The 16,660-nt window shown below is 65.6% G+C and carries 13 protein-coding genes; 7 read left to right on the forward strand and 6 right to left on the reverse strand.

Annotation, left to right across the window (positions count from 1 at the left end):
* Positions 1 to 123 precede the first annotated feature (123 nt).
* From BLU17_RS11700 to BLU17_RS11710, 3 genes are read left to right on the forward strand one after another with little or no spacing between them, the layout of a single operon-like run.
* Positions 124 to 1,770: an efflux RND transporter periplasmic adaptor subunit gene (locus BLU17_RS11700; RefSeq protein WP_091996882.1), complete on the forward strand. Its 1,647-nt coding sequence runs from the start codon at positions 124 to 126 to the stop codon at positions 1,768 to 1,770.
* 3 nt (positions 1,771 to 1,773) lie between these two features.
* Positions 1,774 to 4,938: an efflux RND transporter permease subunit gene (locus tag BLU17_RS11705; protein WP_091996883.1), complete on the forward strand. Its 3,165-nt coding sequence runs from the start codon at positions 1,774 to 1,776 to the stop codon at positions 4,936 to 4,938.
* A 3-nt stretch (positions 4,939 to 4,941) separates the two neighbouring features.
* Positions 4,942 to 6,381, forward strand: coding sequence for an efflux transporter outer membrane subunit (locus BLU17_RS11710; protein WP_091996884.1), 1,440 nt, complete (start codon positions 4,942 to 4,944; stop codon positions 6,379 to 6,381).
* 78 nt (positions 6,382 to 6,459) lie between these two features.
* Here the strand turns inward: BLU17_RS11710 and BLU17_RS11715 are convergent, their stop codons facing one another.
* From BLU17_RS11715 to BLU17_RS11725, 3 genes are all read right to left on the reverse strand, one after another.
* Positions 6,460 to 6,684, reverse strand: a complete 225-nt coding sequence (locus BLU17_RS11715; protein WP_091996885.1) for a hypothetical protein — start codon at positions 6,682 to 6,684, stop codon at positions 6,460 to 6,462.
* Between the two features lie 162 nt (positions 6,685 to 6,846).
* The gene (locus tag BLU17_RS11720) at positions 6,847 to 7,212 is read right to left on the reverse strand and encodes a hypothetical protein (RefSeq protein WP_028214685.1); all 366 of its coding nucleotides are present in this window, start codon (positions 7,210 to 7,212) and stop codon (positions 6,847 to 6,849) included.
* Between the two features lie 383 nt (positions 7,213 to 7,595).
* Positions 7,596 to 8,987, reverse strand: coding sequence for a short-chain fatty acid transporter (locus BLU17_RS11725; RefSeq protein WP_091996886.1), 1,392 nt, complete (start codon positions 8,985 to 8,987; stop codon positions 7,596 to 7,598).
* A gap of 487 nt (positions 8,988 to 9,474) precedes the next feature.
* Between BLU17_RS11725 and BLU17_RS11730 the strand changes: the two genes are divergently transcribed.
* Positions 9,475 to 10,131: a peroxiredoxin gene (locus tag BLU17_RS11730; RefSeq protein WP_091996887.1), complete on the forward strand. Its 657-nt coding sequence runs from the start codon at positions 9,475 to 9,477 to the stop codon at positions 10,129 to 10,131.
* A gap of 104 nt (positions 10,132 to 10,235) precedes the next feature.
* Here the strand turns inward: BLU17_RS11730 and BLU17_RS11735 are convergent, their stop codons facing one another.
* Genes BLU17_RS11735 through BLU17_RS11745 form a run of 3 tightly spaced genes read right to left on the reverse strand, consistent with a single transcriptional unit; the run spans position 10,236 to position 12,973 of the window.
* Complete coding sequence (locus BLU17_RS11735; RefSeq protein ID WP_091996888.1) at positions 10,236 to 11,099, reverse strand: ABC transporter permease; 864 nt, start codon at positions 11,097 to 11,099, stop codon at positions 10,236 to 10,238.
* 19 nt (positions 11,100 to 11,118) lie between these two features.
* Positions 11,119 to 11,913 carry an ABC transporter ATP-binding protein gene (locus BLU17_RS11740; protein WP_091996889.1) on the reverse strand — a complete coding sequence of 265 codons (795 nt, stop codon included), beginning with the start codon at positions 11,911 to 11,913 and terminating at the stop codon, positions 11,119 to 11,121.
* Positions 11,914 to 11,953: 40 nt separating this feature from the next.
* The gene (locus BLU17_RS11745) at positions 11,954 to 12,973 is read right to left on the reverse strand and encodes an ABC transporter substrate-binding protein (RefSeq protein WP_091996890.1); all 1,020 of its coding nucleotides are present in this window, start codon (positions 12,971 to 12,973) and stop codon (positions 11,954 to 11,956) included.
* Positions 12,974 to 13,176: 203 nt separating this feature from the next.
* On the opposite strand from BLU17_RS11745, the gene BLU17_RS11750 reads away from it, so the two are divergent.
* From BLU17_RS11750 to hutC, 3 genes are all read left to right on the forward strand, one after another.
* Positions 13,177 to 13,854 carry a response regulator gene (locus BLU17_RS11750; RefSeq protein ID WP_091996891.1) on the forward strand — a complete coding sequence of 226 codons (678 nt, stop codon included), beginning with the start codon at positions 13,177 to 13,179 and terminating at the stop codon, positions 13,852 to 13,854.
* Between the two features lie 18 nt (positions 13,855 to 13,872).
* Positions 13,873 to 15,279, forward strand: a complete 1,407-nt coding sequence (locus BLU17_RS11755; protein ID WP_091996892.1) for a sensor histidine kinase — start codon at positions 13,873 to 13,875, stop codon at positions 15,277 to 15,279.
* A 156-nt stretch (positions 15,280 to 15,435) separates the two neighbouring features.
* Positions 15,436 to 16,149: a histidine utilization transcriptional repressor HutC gene (gene hutC, locus BLU17_RS11760; protein WP_091996893.1), complete on the forward strand. Its 714-nt coding sequence runs from the start codon at positions 15,436 to 15,438 to the stop codon at positions 16,147 to 16,149.
* Positions 16,150 to 16,660 lie beyond the last annotated feature (511 nt).

Here is a 16,660-nt window from a genome sequence, read left to right on the forward strand (position 1 = left end):
CATTGCGTGGAAAAACAGTAGTATTTGCTCGAGCACCAAGTCAGTTTTGCGATTCGCCCCATCGCATGCGCGCCTGGCTCGGGTTCGTCGGTCCAGCGCAGATCGCCGATAACGGAGAACAGCATGACACATGGAACTCGGGTGGCCAGCCTGTGCCTGTCGCTAGGATTGCTTGCTACTGTCTTGGGATGTCATGAAAACAAACCTGCTGCTGCGACGCCGCCCGCTGCAAGTGTCGACGTAATCAACGTCGCGCTGCGCGATGTCCCGGTGGTCTTCGAGTTCGTGGGGCAAACGCAGAGCTCGCAGCAGGTCGAGATCCGCTCGCGCGTGAACGGCTTCCTCGAAAAGCGCGTGTATCGGGAAGGCTCGCTGGTCCATCAGGGCGACGTCATGTTCATCATGGACCGCAAGCCGTTCCAGGCGGCGCTCGACGCCGCGCAGGCCGAGTATGCGCAACAGAAGGCGCGGCTCGATACGGCGCAGGCCGACCTCAATCGCGTGCGTCCGCTGGCCGCGAAGAACGCGCTGAGCCAGAAGGATCTCGACGATTCGGTCGGGCAGGAACAGGCCGCGGCCGCCGCGCTCGAGCAGGCGCGCGCGAACGTGACGAGCGCGTCGCTCAATCTCGGCTACACGACCATCACCTCGCCCGTCACCGGGCTATCGAGCTTCGCGAAGAAGCAGGACGGGTCGTATATCGACGCGTCCAACAGCCTGCTCACCTACGTCGCGAAGCTCGATCCCATGTGGATCAACTTCTCGCTCTCCGAGAACGAGATGCTCGATCTGCGCACGCAAACGCAGAACGGCACGCTCAAGCTGCCGCCGGTCGGCAAGCTCGACGCGGTGATCGTGCTCGCCGACGGCAGCATCTATCCGCAGCGCGGCCGGATCGCGTTCACCGACGCCTCGCTCAGCACGGAAACCGGCACCTACCTGATCCGCGCCGAAATGCCGAACCCGACCGGGTCGCTGCGGCCCGGCCAGTTCGTGCGCATCAAGCTGCTGGGCGCCGAGCGTGCTTCCGCGGTGGCCGTGCCGCAGGCGGCGGTGCAGCAAGGACCGCGCGGCGCGTATGTGTGGACCGTCGATCAGGATGGCAAGGCCCAGCAGCGCGCGGTGGAAACCGGTGAATGGAACGGTAACGAGTGGGTGATCAAATCGGGGCTGCGCCCCGGCGATCATGTCATCGTCGACAACACGTTGCGGCTCATGCCGGGCGTGCCGGTCAAGGCGAACGTCGTGGCCACGCCGTCCGCGGCCGTCAATCCCGGCGGGGCGGCCGGCATGGACGGCGGCGGCGCTGGCGGCGCAGCCCAGGCGGGCGCGGCCGGGGCTTCCGGCGCGGCCGCGACGGGCGGCGCGAACGCGGGCAAGGAAAACGCCAGCGTCACCCCCGGGGGCGAGGCCAATGCGGGAACGGGCGCGGCCCCGCCGTCCGGAGAGCACACTTCGCTTTACTTCGCGTCGGGTAGCGCGAGCCTCGACGCGCACTCGGCGGACGTACTCGCAGGCGTGGCCCGCCGCCTCGTCGCCACGCCGGATGCGCGCGTGGCGATTTCCGGCTACACCGATTCGAGCGGTTCTCATGCCGCGAACGAGCGCCTCGCGGCCGCGCGCGCGGCCACGGTGCGCGCTGCGCTGATCGTGGCGGGCGTGCAGAACGAGCGCATCGAAATGCGCAAGCCGGCGCAGATCGTCGCCTCCGATCCGCCCGACAAATCCCGCCGCGTGGACGTCACGCTCTCGTCCGCCGCGGGAGGCTAAACGATGAAGTTCTCCCACTTCTTCATCGACCGGCCGATATTCGCGTCGGTCGTCTCGATCGTGCTCGTCGTCGCGGGTCTCGTGGCGATGTTCAACCTGCCGATCGCGCAGTTCCCGGACATCGCGCCGCCCACCATTACCGTGAGCGCGACGTATCCGGGCGCGAGCGCCGACATCGTGGCGCAGAACGTGGCCGCGCCGATCGAGCAGCAGGTCAACGGCGCGGACAACATGATGTACATGAGTTCGTCGAGCTCGTCGACGGGCAATATGACGCTCACGGTGTACTTCAATATCGGCACCGACCCGTCGCTTGCGCAGGTGGACGTGCAAAACCGCGTGAACCTCGCGCTGCCCACGCTGCCCGATGCGGTGACGGCGCAAGGTGTGTCGGTGCAGAAGCGCTCGTCGGCGTTCATGATGGTGATCGCGATCTATTCGCCCGACAACGCCTACGACCAGGCCTATGTGGCGAACTACGCGAACGTCTACGTGCTCGATGCGCTCAAGCGCATTCCTGGCGCGAACCAGGCGTCGATATTCGGTTCTGCTGATTATGCGATGCGCGTCTGGCTCAAGCCCGACCGCATGGCGAAGCTCGGCATTACCGTGGCCGACGTGCAGAACGCGATCAGCCAGCAGAACCAGCAGTTCTCCGCGGGGCGACTTGGCCAGGCGCCGACCGACGGGCCCGTCAACCAGACCTTCCCGGTCGCGACGAAAGGGCGCCTCACGGAGCCCGCCGACTTCGACAACATCATCCTGCGCGCGGCGTCGAGCGATGCGGCGATCGTGCGCATCAAGGACATCGGCCATACGGAACTGGGCGCGAAGGACTACACGCTGCGCGGCCGCTACAACGGCAAGACGGCCACGCTGATCGCCGTGTACCAGCAGCCGGGCGCCAACGCGCTGCAAGTGGCCAAACAGGTCCGCCAGACGCTCGAACAGTTGCACAAGAGCTTCCCGCCGGGCCTCAAATACGACATCGCGCTCGACACCACCGAGTTCGTGCAGGAGTCGATTGGCGAGGTGGTGCACACGCTGCGCGACGCCGTGATTCTCGTGATCGTCGTGGTGTTCATCTTCCTGCAGAGCTTCCGGGCGACGCTCGTGCCGCTGCTTGCCGTGCCCGTTTCGATCATCGGCGCGTTCATCGGCATGGCGGCATTCGGCTTCTCGATCAACATGCTCACTTTGTTCGGCATGGTGCTCGCCATCGGTATCGTGGTGGACGACGCGATCGTGGTGATCGAAAACGTCGAGCGCAACATGACGGAGTTCAAGCTGGCGCCGAAGGAAGCGGCCAAACGCGCGATGGACGAGGTGAGCGGGCCGGTCGTGGCGATCGTGCTCGTGCTGCTCGCCGTGTTCATACCGGTGGCGTTCCTTTCTGGCATCACGGGCCAGCTCTACAAGCAGTTCGCCGTGACGATCGCGGTTTCCGTGGTGCTCTCGGGCGTCGTTGCGCTCACGCTTTCGCCGGCGCTCGCCGCCATCCTGCTCAAACCGGGCGAGCACAAGAAGAACCGCTTTTTCCGCTGGTTCAACGAGAAGTTCGAGCGTTTGACGCAAGGCTATGGCAACTGGGTGCAAGCGGCCATGCGGCGCGTGATGATTTCCATCGGCTTGATCGTCGTGATGCTGATCGCGACAGGCGGCCTCTTCAAGCACATTCCGTCCTCGTTCCTGCCGGTGGAAGATCAAGGCTATCTGCTCGGCGCGGTCGTGCTGCCCGACGCGGCGAGTCTAGATCGCACCGGCGACCTGTCGAAGAAGGCGGAGGACTGGTTCTCGAAGCAGCATGCGGTGAGTTCGGTGGCGGCGCCGATCGGCTACAGCCTGATCGACTCGCAGTACAAGTCGAACGCGGGTACGCTGTTCGTGACGCTCAAGGGCTTCAAGGAGCGCGGCGAGAACGGCACCGCGCAGGACCTGATCCGCGAGGCCACCAAGGCCTTCTCCGGGTTCAAGGACGGCGTGGTCGTGCCGCTCAATCCGCCGTCGATTCCGGGTCTCGGCACGACAGGCGGCTTCGAGTTCTGGCTGCAGAGCACCGGCGACGGCACGTATCAGCAGCTCGAGGAGAAGGTCCGCCAGATCATTGCGAAGTCGCGCCAGAACCCGGCGCTGCGCGGCGTGAATTCGACCATCAACACGAATTCGCGCCAGCTGCTCGTGGAAGTGGACCGCGAGCGCGCGGAAACGCTGGGCGTTCCGGTGCAGGATATTTATTCCGCACTCCAGACGATGTTCGGTTCCTTGTACGTGAGCCAGTTTCCGAAGGGCAGCCGTCTTTTTCAGGTGATCGTGCAAGCGGAGCCGCAGTACCGCTTGAGCCCGGACGACATTCAGCAGCTCTATGTGCGCAACCGCAGCGGCGACATGGTGCCGATCAAGGCCGTGACGACTTCACGCTTCGTGCCGGGGCCCGACATCGTCAACCGCTTCAACAACTTCCCGGCGGCGAAGATCACGGGCGATGCCGCGCCCGGCCGCAGTTCGGGCGAAGCGATCTCGGCGATGGAGCAGATCGCGAACGAGGTGCTCGGCGAGGGCTACAGCTACGAATGGAGCGGTCAGGCATACGAGGAGAAGAAGGCCGGCTCGACGGCGGCGCTCGTGTTCGCGTTCGCGCTGCTGATGGTGTTCCTCATTCTCGCTGCGCAGTACGAAAAGTGGTCGCTGCCGATCGGCGTGCTGCTGGCCGTGCCGTTCGCGATTTTCGGCGCGCTGGTGGGCATTTTTCTGCGCGGAATGGAAAACGACGTGTACTTCCAGATCGGCTTGACCGTGCTGATCGCGCTTGCCGCGAAGAACGCCATCCTGATCTTCGAGTTCGCCGTGGAGATGCGCGAGAAGGAGAGCATGACGCCCTACGACGCCGCGCTCCACGCCGCGAAGCTGCGTCTGCGGCCGATCATCATGACTTCGCTCGCGTTCATCCTGGGCTGCGTGCCGCTCGCCATCGCGAGCGGCGCGTCGGCCGCGAGCCGGCGCTCGCTCGGTACCGGCGTGATCGCCGGCATGCTCGGTGCCACGGTGATCGCGCTCTTCTTCATTCCGATGTTCTTCTGGGGCCTCGAAACGCTTTCGTCGCGCAAGAAGCCGGACGCGGCGCCGCATGCCGGCACGCCCCCCGCGGCGGCGCCTCCTGAGGAGGGCTGAGCGATGAAGACACGCTCGTATTGCACGCTGCGTCCTCTCGGACTGATCGTCGCGACGGCTTGCCTCGGCGCCTGCGCGGTCGGGCCCGACTATCGCCGACCAGCGGTCGAGACGCCGTCGTCGTTTCGCTATGCTTCGCCGCAGGCGGAAGCGGTGGATACCTCGCTCGACTGGTGGACGCAGTTCAACGATCCGGTGCTCGACGATCTGGTTGCGAAGGCGCTTGCGCAAAACAAGGATCTCGCCATCGCGGCCGCGCGCGTCGAGGAGTTCTATGGCCGCTATGTCGTGACGCGCGCGGGCCTCTTCCCGCAGGTCTCGGCGAATTTCGGCGCTTCGCGCAGCCGTGGCGTTCCCGCGCCCGGCTATCCGCCCGTGGTGGGCAACCAGGTGCAACTGAACGGCGCGGTGTCCTGGGAACTCGATTTGTTCGGCCACTTGCGCCGCCTCACCGAGGCGGCGCGCGCCGACTATCTGGGCACGAAGTCGGCGCAGCAGGCCACGCGCATCGCGATTATCGCGAACGTGGCGACGTCCTATCTGCAGTTGCGCGACTTCGACAACCAGCTCGTGATCGCGCAGGCCACGCTCGAAAGCCGCAAGGGCGCGCTGGATCTGTTCAACGAACGCTATGCGGGCGGCGTCGTCTCCAGGCTGCAGGTGAGTCAGGCACGTTCGGAGTACGAATCGGCGCAGACTTCCGTGTTTTCGATCCAGCAGGAAATCGCACAGCAGGAAGACGCGATCTCGCTGCTGCTGGGCCAGAATCCAGGGCCGATTCCACGCGGCAAGGCGATCACCGATCTCGCCGCGCCGGCCATTCCCGCCGGCTTGCCGTCGGCGCTACTGGAGCGACGGCCCGATATTCTGCAGGCCGAACAGGCGCTCATATCGGCGAATGCGTCGATCGGCGCGGCGCGCGCGCTGTATTTCCCGCAGATCTCGCTCACCGGCCTTTTCGGCGCGGCGAGCACCGCGCTCTCGGGGCTCTGGACCGGCCCGGCGCGCGTATGGTCGTTCGCGGGGGTGGTGACACAGCCGATTTTCGAGGGCGGCGCGATCGCGGGCGGCGTGCACCAGGCCGAAGCGGTGCAGCAGGAAGCACTGTTCAGCTACGAGCAGACGATCCAGCAGGCATTCGCCGATGTCGAAAACGCGCTCGTGGGCGTGGCGCGCACGCGCGATCAGTTGAACTCGACGACGCGCCAGGTGGCCGCGCTCACCGAGTACTCTTCGGTTGCGCGCGACCTTTATGAAGGCGGCTACACGAGCTATCTGGAAGTGCTCGACGCCGAGCGCAGCCTCTTCACCGCGCAATTGCAGCAGTCGTCGCTGCAGGACCAGGAACTGGCGCAGATCGTGAACCTCTACAAGGCGCTCGGCTATGGCTGGACGCCGCCCGCGCCGCCGGCGGCGGAGAGCGCGAAGCCGTCGCAGTCTTGAGCCGCGGCGGCCGCGTTTCGGGGCGGCTTCGAGGTGGCGTGGCGAAGGGCGAATCTGGCGCGGGCGCGCCGGTTCGCTTCAGGGAGTGTCCGAGACCAGCCAGCGCAGCGATTGCGACGCTGGCTTCGTGGCTTTCGCGGTCTGCTGCGCTTTGGGGGCCGGCTTGGCGACTTTTTGCAGCGGAATGGGCCGGGCGGTGTTGAGGGCGGTTGCATGGCCGCCGGTTTGCGCCTTCGCGGCGGGGCTCGCCGCCGCGAAGGCGAGCAGCGCGGCGGCGAACGTCAGGGCGTGGTAGCGAGTCATTCGGGCTCTCCCGCATGGACGGGCAGCCGGCAAGGGGCCAGTGCCGCAAGCGGAAGCATGTTCTGAGGATAATCGCCACGCGTCCATCATTTGATGGAGAAACGTGTACGGTCTGCCAGGGCCGCGGGAATGCGTGTAGCGAACCTGCCTGTCAGGTCCTGCTTATTCGGCGGGCCGGCGGTCGGCGAGCGCTCGTTCGCAGTCCTTGAGCACCTGCAGGACGAGCTTCGCCTGATAGTTCAGGTCGTCGGTGTCGAGAATTTCCTCGACCGCGTCGCGCGCCCACACAGCGTCCACGAACCACGCGTGCTGCTGCGCGATGTCCTGCGCCATGGCGGCGAGCCGCGCGATCGCGAGCCAGTCGGCTTCGCGCGCGTGGCGGTCGAGCCACTTGTGCGCCGCCTGGACGTGAAAGGCCGCGTTTGGCCAGGACTCGTTGAGATAGTAGGCTCCGAGGCTCCCGCAGGTGAGCCAGCAGAGCAGTTCCACGCGATCGCGCGGACTCAGATGGTGGCGTACATCACTCATGGCGACGCTCGCGAAAGTAACAGAGTTCGATTGACGGGTGCGCGCAGGCTTTCCAATCCGATGACAAAACGATATCACGGCTTGCGGAAAATCGCCTGCCCCTCACTGGCGCTGCACGCACGGGTGTCACATGGATAGCGTCGCCTGGTGGCGCGTCGTATGCAAACCAGGAGTGACACCAGGGAGACGCGTGCGGTACGGGCTGCCTTGCAGCGCCTCGCGTGCCTGCTCATCGCGCCCCCGATTCACGCGCGCTTGCCGCCCTCCGTCCGGGCGAGCTCCGCAGCCGGCGCGCCGCGCGTGCGAGCGATAAAAAAAGGCGCTGCCCGTGCCGCAAAAGCGGCCGGCGCAGCGCCTTCCTTCGTGGCGGGAACCGCGAACGCTCAGGGCACGAGCCAGAGGGCGACGGCGTAAATCACGAGCGAAACGGCGAACGTCACGGCGGTGTAGCCCATCACGCGCTGAATGCGGATACCCGCGATCGCGACGATCGGCACGGCCCAGAACGGTTGCAGCATGTTCGAGACGTTCTCGGCCATCGCGACGCCCATGGCGGTGCGCGGCACCGAGGCGTGCAGGCTCAGCGCGGCGGGCAGCACGAACGGCCCTTGCACGGCCCAGTGGCCGCCCGCGCTCGGCACGAGCAGCGTGATGATGAGCGAGCTCAGATAGCTCCAGAGCGGCAGCGAGAGCGGCGTGGCGATCGTGACGAATGCCTTGGCGATCATCGAGGCGAGGCCCGTGCCCTTCATCATGCCCATGATGCCGCCGTACACGGGGTACTGGAGCAGCATGGAACCGGTCTGGCGCGCGGCGCGGCGAATGGCGTTCGCGTACGCGATGGGCGTGCGCTGTAGCGCGAGGCCGATCAGCAGGAAGATCAGGATCGTCGTGTTGATGTCGAGATCGAAACCCTTTTCCCGCCATTCCATCGTGAGATAGCCGACGCCGAGGACGATCAGCAGCAGCGTGCCGAGCATCGACTGCTCGAGGCGCGAGGCGAACGAGGGCGTGCCGTTGCCGATGCGCGCGTGCGGGTCCGCACTGCCGCCGGCATCGCTCGCTTCGGCGTCGGCCGACTGGCTGAAGGGCGCCACGTGCTCGGGTTTCGGGTGCATGCGGATGAAGATGAACGTCATCACCACCACCACGAGCACGGTGGGCATGAAGACGAACGGCGCGAACACGGTTTCGCTGAGCGGGACCACGTGGCCGGTGGCTTTTTCCACGAGGTTCAGCGCGTTGCCGGGCGAGGCTTGCGAGAGAGCGATCGAGCTCGACAGCCCGCTATTGCAGATCGACCATGCCGAATAGCTGCCCGCCACGAGCCACGCGAAATCCACGTTCACGCGCCGCGCGATCTCGCGCGAAAGCAGCGCGCCCACGATCAGCCCCAGGCCCCAGTTCAGCCACGCCGCGACGGCGACGACCGGAAACACCAGCAGCGCGGCGCGCGCCGGCGTTTGTGCCTTGGCCGCGAGCGCGCGCAGCACGCGCTGGATCACGGGCGCCTCTGCGATCGCGTAGCCCGTGGCGAGGATCAGGATCATCTGCAGTGCGAAGCCGAGAATGCCGAAGGTGCCGTCGTACCAGGAACCGAGCAGCGTCGGGATATTGCCGTGCGGCGCGATGGCGAGTGCCAGCACGGCGACGAGAAACGTCAGGCAAATGGACAGAACGAAGGGGTCGGGCATGACCCGCTCGAAAACGTACACAAGGGCGGCGACGACGCCCTGGCGGGAATCGCGCGTTTCAGTCTGGAGGTCTCTTTTCATGCTCTTTTTCAGCGAATTCGTAGCATGCGGCTACTGGCTGGCCGGAGCGGGCAGGATCGGCGCGATTCGCAGGTGGTCCCGGCACCGTCAGGCAGGTGGACCGGAAGGCAGGTGCGGTGTGCTCCTCCATGTGCTAGAGGCGGTGCCGCCCCGGCGCAGCGGGTTCATATCACGCCCCGCGCGCGGATCTCCACGGCAAGACGGCCAGCCCGTTCTTGTTATTCGTGCGTTCGCAATACGAACGCCGTTTCGATTATCGAACGACGCATTATTCGCTTCATGTACAAGGGATGTCAAGGCTGCAATATCGTGTCGATATGATTTTTCGACGATAAATGAGGGTTGAATGAATGTATGGGAGATGTAATGAAAGGGAAGCGGGAAAGAAATTCCAGACGGGTTGCGCGAACTACCTAAAATGCAGAAGCGAAAAGCGCTTTTTACGCGCACGCCGACCCGGTAAATCATTGCATTCAGGAGGCTGGAGATGACGATTCGTCTAGGAGAAGATGCACCGGATTTCACAGCGGAAACCACCGAAGGCACGATCCGTTTTCACGAATGGATCGGCGACCAATGGGCAATCCTGTTTTCGCATCCGAAGGATTTCACGCCCGTCTGCACGACAGAACTTGGCTACATGGCGCGCCTGAAGCCGGAATTCGACAAGCGCAACACGAAGATCATCGGCCTGAGCATCGACCCGGTGACCGACCACGAGAAATGGGTGAAGGACATCGAGGAAACACAGGGCAGCGCCGTCAACTATCCGCTGATCGGGGACCCGGACCTCGCGGTCGCCAAGCTCTACGACATGATTCACCCGAACGCGAGCGGCGCGAGCCCGCGCACGGCGGCCGACAACGCCACGGTGCGCTCGGTGTTCCTCATCGGCCCGGACAAGAAGGTCAAGGCGATGCTCGTCTACCCGATGAGCTCGGGCCGCAATTTCGACGAGGTGCTGCGCCTGCTCGACTCGCTGCAACTCACCGCGAAACACACGGTGGCGACGCCGGTGAACTGGAAGCCGGGCGACGACGTGATCATTCCGACTTCGGTTTCGGACGACGCCGCGAAGCAGAAGTATCCGCAGGGGTTCAAGACGCTCAAGCCGTATCTGCGTACGGTCGAGCAGCCGAAGTGACGATACGCGCTACATGAAAAAACGCGGCGCACTGGCGGTGCGCCGCGGACCGGGGCCAGGAAGGCTCGCGCCTTGCGCGGCCCGGACAGGGGAAACGGGCGTGCTCAGTTCGAAGGCGTGGGACGCCACTTGAGCAGGCGATGCTCGATCGCCGTGAGCAGATAGTCGGCGGCGAGCGCGACCACGGCCAGCACGATCATCGCGGCGAACACGCCGCTCGCATTGAACGCGCCTTGCGCCGTCGAGATCAAGAGGCCGATGCCTTGCTTCGAGCCGAGGAATTCGCCGACCACGGCACCGACCAGCGCGAAGCCGAAGCTCACGTGCAGGCTCGCGAGAATCCACGAAAGCGCCGAGGGAATCACGACAGAGGTCGTCACCTGGCGGCGCGACGCGCCGAGAATCTGGGCGTTGGCGATCATGTAGCGGTCGGCTTCGCGCACGCCCTGGAACGCGTTGGCGAACACCACGAAGAACACCATCACCACGGCGAGCGCGACTTTCGACGCCATGCCGAGCCCCAGTGCGATCACGAACACCGAGCCGAGCACCACGCGCGGAATCGAGTTGGCGATCTGGATGTAGAGGCTGAACACGTCGGAGAGCAGCTTGTTGCGGCCGAGCACGATGCCGCAGAACACGCCGGCCACCGAGCCGATGATGAAGCCGAGTCCCGTTTCTTCCAGCGTGACCCAGACCTGCGTGAGCAGCGGCCCTTGCGAGGTGCCGTTCACGAACCAGTCGACGATCTGGTCGAAGATGGCCGTCGGCATCGAGAAGAAGAACGGGTCGATCCATTTGAGGCGCGCGGCGATCTCCCAGCCGCCGAGCACGACGACGAGCACCGCGATACGCAGCGCGATGACGAGCGCCTGGCGCCGGCGAATGTGCTTTTGCGCGGCGCGCTCGACGGCGTCGAGCGCCGCGGCATCCAGGCCTTGCGGCAAGGTTTGTTGCGGGGTGGACATGTTTGGACGGCTCCGGAAGTTAGGCGATCTGCACTTCTTCGCGCAGGTCGTGCCAGATCTGGCGCGACAGCTCGACGAACTGCGGCGCGTAGCGGATCTCGGACGTTACGCGCGGGCGCGGCAGATCGATCTCGTAGACCTTCTTGAGCGTGGCCGGGCGCGCGGTGAGCACGAACACGCGGTCGGCGAGCGCGATGGCTTCTTCGAGGTCGTGCGTGACGAACACGACCGAGCCCGTGCCGCCCCACAGTTGCAGCAACTCGTCCTGCATGAGCGTGCGCGTTTGCATGTCGAGCGCCGAGAACGGCTCGTCCATCAGCAGGATTTCAGGCTTGTTGATGAAGGTCTGCGCGAGCGCCACGCGCTTTCTCATGCCGCCCGAAAGCTGATGCGGATAGTGCTTGCCGAAGTTCGCGAGACCCACGCGGCGCAGCCATTCGTTGGCTTCTTCGTAGGCGGCCGACTTCGAGCGGCCGCGATAGAGCGGGCCGGCCGCCACGTTGTCGAGCACCGGGCGCCACGGGAACACGGCGTCGGCCTGAAACACGAAGCCGATGCGCGGATCGATGCCGTTCACGGGCGCGCCCATCACGCGCACTTCGCCCGTGGTGGGCTTGAGCAGCCCGGTGATCATGCTGAGCGTGGTGGACTTGCCGCAGCCTGTGGGCCCGACGATCGCGACGAATTCGCCGCGCGCGACCGACATGCTGAAGTCGCGCAGCGCGACGGTCGCCTTGCCGTCCGGCGAGATGAAGCGACATGAAACATTGCGCAGCTCGATGGCCGGCGTGCCTTGGGAACTGGAGGAAGTCATGGTGTCTCGAGGGCTGGACGTGGGGCCGTCTTCTTGATGCTTACTTCGAAGCCGTGGCGGTCGCGGCCGGCAGATAGTCGTTCGAGTAAGTCTTCGCGAGATCGATGTGCTTGCCCTTCACCGAAGGATTGAACGCCGAGAGCACCTTGAGCACGGTGTCGGGGCCGTCCGCGGGCATGCGGCCGTCCTTCGTGAACATCGGCAGCGAGGACTTCAGCGCGGAAACATAGAGGTCCTTGTTGCTGCCGTAGTAGTCCTTCGGCATCTTCGCGGCGATTTCCCCGGCGCTGTGCGTGGCGATGAAGTTGAGCGTGCGCGAGAACGCGTGCGCGAGCTTCGTCGCTTCGTCCTTGTGCGACTGCGCCCAGGCGCGCTGCACGTAGAAGCTCGAAGCGGGGTAGGTGCCGCCGAGCGCCGCGCGCGTGCCGTCGAGCGTGCGCATGTCGACAAGCACCTTGGCGTCGCCGGTTTGCAGCAGACGCGAGACCGTGGGTTCCGTGGTCATGCCCGCGTCGATGCGGTTCTGCTTGATCGCCGCGATGAAGGTGTTGTCCGCGCCCACGGGCAGCAGCGTGTACTGGTTGGCGGGCACGCCCCCGCGCTGCGCCAGGTATTGCGTGAGGAAGCTCGTGGAGGAGCCGAGGCCCGTCACGCCGAGCGTCTTGCCCTTCACGCCGGCCATGCTCTTCAACGAGCCCGCCGCCGCGTTCGACACCATTTCCACTTCGCCCGGCACCTGGCCGAACACCACGAGCGTCTGTACTTCCTTGCCCTTGCTCTGCAGGTCGATGGTGTGGTCGTAGAAGCCCACCACGCCTTGCACCGCGCCCGCGAGCAGTTCGTTCTCGGCGTCCACGCCGGCGGGCTGCGACTGCAGTTCGACGTCGAGCCCTTCGTCCTTGAAGTAGCCGAGTTGCTCGGTGAGCTTGGCCGGCAGATAGATGATCTTGGTTGCGCCGCCAACCATGATCGTGATCTTCTCCGCGCGGGCGGCCGTGGAGCCGGCGGCAAGGGCGAACGCGACACTCGATACGGCGGCGATCTGGCGCAGGGTAGGCATCGTGGAGTCTCCTGAAGGTGGTGCGCCGCGCTTGGGAGGCGGCGCTTTCTGATGGATGCAGCCGATTATAGAAACCGTAAGCCTTCTGCCAGCCTTCCAGGCCTTCGCAAAAACGTCCGTGTTAACCCGCAGGGCGGCCGCGCGCCGGCGACGGCACAATCGATTCCCCCGAAACCATGGCTTCTCGCCCGCCCCGCGCACCCATGAAGCTGCTGCTGATCGAAGACAATCCGACGCTTGCGCACTGGCTCGTCAAGACGCTGGAGGAGCAGGCGTTCGCCTTCGACGCCGTGCAGGACGGCGAGGCTGCCGATCAATTGCTGCAATCCAGTCGCTACGACGTCGTGCTGCTCGACCTCAATCTGCCGAAGCTCTCGGGCAAGAACGTGCTGCGGCGGCTGCGCCAGCGCGGCGACGCGACGCCCGTGATGGTGCTGACCGCGAGCGGCTCAATCGACGAAAAGGTGGAACTGCTCGGTGTGGGCGCCGACGACTATCTCGTCAAGCCGTTCGAGGTGCGCGAACTCGTGGCGCGCATCAAGGTGCTGATCCGCCGGCAGACGCCCGCGCGCGCCAATGAAATCGGCTGCGGGGATCTCGTCTTTGATATCAACACGCGCCAGTTCGCGTTGAAGGGCGCGCCGTTGAACGTCACGCCGCGCGAGCGCACGGTGCTCGAAACGCTCATTCTGCGGCCAGGTCAGACGGTTTCGAAGGCCGCGCTCGCCGACGCGATCTTCACGCTCGCTGACGAGCCCAGCGAGGACGCCATCGAGATCTACGTCTCGCGGCTGCGCAAGAAGCTCGAAGGCAGCTCGGCCGTGATCGTCACGTTGCGCGGGCTCGGCTATCTGCTGCGCAGGAAGGAAGAAGCGCTATGACGACGAACGCGTGCCGCCATGACGGCTAGCCTGCGCATCCGGCTGCTGTGGTGGATGCTCGTGCCGCTCGCGCTCTACGTGAGCTTCACGGCGACCTCCGAGTATCGCGCCGCGCGCCATACCGCCGATCTCGTGCAGGACGGCCGGCTGCTTTCGTCCGCGCGCATGATCGCCGGTTCCGTGCAATGGGCCGATGGCGCGTTGCGCGCCGACGTGCCGCCGGCGGCGCTGGAGCTCTTCGCTTCGCCGCAGCAGGATCAGGTGTTCTACAACGTGCGCGTGGAGGGCGGCTCGCTGCTGGCGGGCATGCCCGATTTTCCGCACGCGGCCTCGGCTCCCGCCGTCGATTCGCCCGTGTGGTACGACGCGGCGCTGCGCGGCCAGGCCGTGCGCGCGGTGAGCGTGGCGCGGTCCATGTACGACAACGGCCGCGTGTCGCGGGTGCGCGTCTCGGTCGGCAAGACCGCGCGCTCGCGCGACGCGATGGTTCAGGCGTTATGGCGTCCTCAGCTTTATCGCCAGATCGGCATGGTCATGCTGGCCGTGGCGCTTGCCTGCATCGGCCTCACGTTCGAACTGCGTCCGCTCATGAAGCTAAAGAACGATGTTGCCGATCGCGATCCTTCGCATCTCGAACCAATCCGCGCCGAAGGACTGCACGCCGAACTGCGGCCCGTCGTGGACGCGATCAACCAGTGCATTGCGCGCCTTTCGGCGCAGACGGCGGCGCAGCGCCGCTTCATCGCCGACGCCGCGCACCAGTTGCGCACGCCGCTCACGCTGCTCGGCACGCAGTTGCAGTACGCACGCCAGCAAAAGGCCGTGGATACTGCGCTCGACGAAGTACTGGCGGCCATGCATGTGAGCAACCGCTCGATGGTCTCGCTCACGAACCAGTTGTTGCTGCTCGCGCAGGCCGAAGCGCTCGATCCGGCGCGAGTGCCGGCCGCGCCCGTCGACATGGCGCAGCTCGCGCGCGAAGTCGCCGAGGCGCTTGCGCTGCTCGCGCAGTCGCGCGGCATCGATCTCGGCGCGGAGCTGGCTGGCGAGGCGATCGTGGCGGGGCATCGCGAGCTGCTGCGCGCGATGGTCAGCAATCTCGTGGACAACGCGCTGCGCTATACGCCCGCAGGCGGGCACGTGACGGTGTCGGTGCGGGCGAGCGAGGAGACTGTCACGCTCGAAGTGCTCGACGACGGCCGCGGCATTCCCGCGGAAACGCGCGCGCGCGTATTCGAGCCGTTTTTCCGCGCTGCCGCCGATACGGAGGGCACGGGTCTGGGCCTTGCGATCGTGCGCGAGATCGCGCAGTCGCATCGCGGCGAGGTGCGCCTGAGTCCGGGTGCGGACGGGCGAGGCGTGCGCGCATGCGTGGTGCTCGCGCGCTGGCACCCGGCCCTTGCCGACGCGGCTCGGCAGACGTGAGCGCGACGTTCGACGTCATGTCGGGCAGGCGCGCGCCGTCCGCGCGCGGACGCGCTTTAAGGGGCGGTACAATGTGGGCCGCCGCCAGCCGCACGGCCGCGCCGCGCCATGCGGCCAGCGCGTCGGCGACCTCCCGCTCATCACAAGATCGAGACCATGCAAAAGAAGACGGTCCGCAGCGCCTCGTTGCCCGCCTATGAACAGATCAAGCGTCACGTGCTCGCGCAGATCGAAAGCGGTGCTTTGCGGCCCGGCGACGTGGTGCCCTCCGAAACAGAACTGGTAAAAGAGTTCGGCGTCGCGCGCATGACGGTTTCGCGCGCGCTGCGCGAACTGATGGCCGAAGGCGTGTTGAACCGCGTGCGCGGCTCGGGCACCTACGTGGCGCCGCGCCAGTACGAATCGACGGTGCTGCAGATCCGCAATATCGCCGACGAAATCGCGGCGCGCGGTCATCGACATTCGGCGCGCGTGCTGGCGCTGGAGTCGAGCGACGATCCGAACGCGATTGCGGCGCTGGAACTCGACGCGGGGCCCGTTTTTCACTCGCGCATCGTGCACAGCGAAGAGGGCGAGCCGATCCAGTACGAAGACCGCTACGTGAACCCCGAGGTGTTCCCCGACTACCTGTCCCAGGATTTCACCGTCGAAACGCCGAACCACTATATGGTGCGTCTTGCGCCGATCCAGCGCGCGGAGTTTCGCATCTACGCGCAGAAACCCGACGCGCGCGTGCGGCAATATCTGGCGATGGAGATCGGCGAGCCGTGCCTGCTGTTGCTGCGGCGCACATGGGTCGGGCCTCATGTGGCTACCTCGGTGCGCCTGTGGCATCCGGCCTCCCGCTTCCATCTGGCGGGCACCGTTTGAGGCGGCAAAAGCCGCTCGTTTGACTCGTTCCATCCGTTCCTCCCTCCCGGCTTTCCCTCCCTCCTGCCCCGCTTTTCCGCCGAGCGGGGCTGCCCGCCGCGTCGCTTCGACTCCTGTCGCCGCGATTCGTTTGCTGCCATCTTGTCTAGCCAATGAAGCGGCGCGCCGCTCGGGGTTCCGTATGTCCGGCGCCGAGAATTCTATCGAAATATCCAGGGTAACTACTTACCGTGGTTTTATTGAAACGAGTTGTATATACAACTTTGTGGCGTTAGACTTAGCCCACCTTGCAGCGCTCCTTGCCTCCCGGTACGTCGAGGCGACATGCAAACGCGAGCGCCGCCCTTCAGCTTGCTACCTGGACTCGAACGAACGCCATGAACCATCCGAACTTCACCGATCCCCGCCTCGACCCAACCCGCACGATCCGCGCGCCGCGCGGCGCGGAGAAGGTCTGCAAGACCTGGCTTGCCGAAGCCGCCTACCGCATGATCCAGAATAATCTGGACCC

The sequence above is a fragment of the Paraburkholderia lycopersici genome, assembly GCF_900096975.1.
Lineage (GTDB): Bacteria > Pseudomonadota > Gammaproteobacteria > Burkholderiales > Burkholderiaceae > Paraburkholderia > Paraburkholderia lycopersici.